This window comes from Aminobacter sp. P4_D5 (genome assembly GCF_056401815.1).
Genome location: NZ_JBFUIP010000875.1, coordinates 1 through 643, shown reverse-complemented (window position 1 = coordinate 643; position 643 = coordinate 1). Strand labels below are relative to the sequence as shown.

1 protein-coding gene is annotated in these 643 nt (G+C 71.7%); it reads right to left on the bottom strand.

Annotation, left to right across the window (positions count from 1 at the left end):
* Positions 1–569 (bottom strand): DUF6537 domain-containing protein (locus AC1DWF_RS35525; RefSeq protein ID WP_476843154.1); only part of this gene is annotated, 569 nt, incomplete at its 3' end.
* Between the last annotated feature and the right edge of the window lie 74 nt (positions 570–643).

The window sequence follows — 643 nt, the reverse complement described above, 5'->3', positions numbered from 1 at the left end:
CGGTAGAGCTGCGTCGCGACGGCCGTGGTGAGCCGGGTCTCGCCGGGCATCACCGCCTCTTCCGCCGCGCGCACGCGCGTGACGAAGTCGGCGTAGCGCGAGGCGTAGCGTGCGTTCTGGTAGCCACGCAGGTCGTCGACACGCCGGGTGATGAGCCCATCCAGTGTCTCCGGCGCGGCCGGCTTCGCCTCCACGGCGAGCCGCCCGGCCTCGAAGGCCGCAAGGTTCTTCGGCACGGCCGCGCCGTTCAGCTCGATCGCCCGGCGCAATGCCTCGCGCGACATTGGGATCAGCCGGCGCTGGAAGGCGGCGCCCAGAAGAAAGATGTTGAGGAAGATGAGGTCGCCGAAATCGCGCTCGACCTCGTGTGCGGCATCCAGCGCCACCACGTCATGCGCCGCCGCCTTCAGGCTGGCGAGCATGCCGGCGGGGTTCTCGCGCGTTTCGGGATTCAGCACGAAACGGCCGGTCGGCGAGACCTCCGTGCTCACCACCACGCGCGAGCGCCCGGGACCGAGCAGCGGCCGCGCCGTGCGGCCATGCGCGCCGACGAGGTCGGCCGCGATCATCGCATCCGCTTGGCCCTGCCCGATGCGTGGGCTCGATACCTCCTCGCCCGGCCGGCCCACGCGGAGCTGCGCAT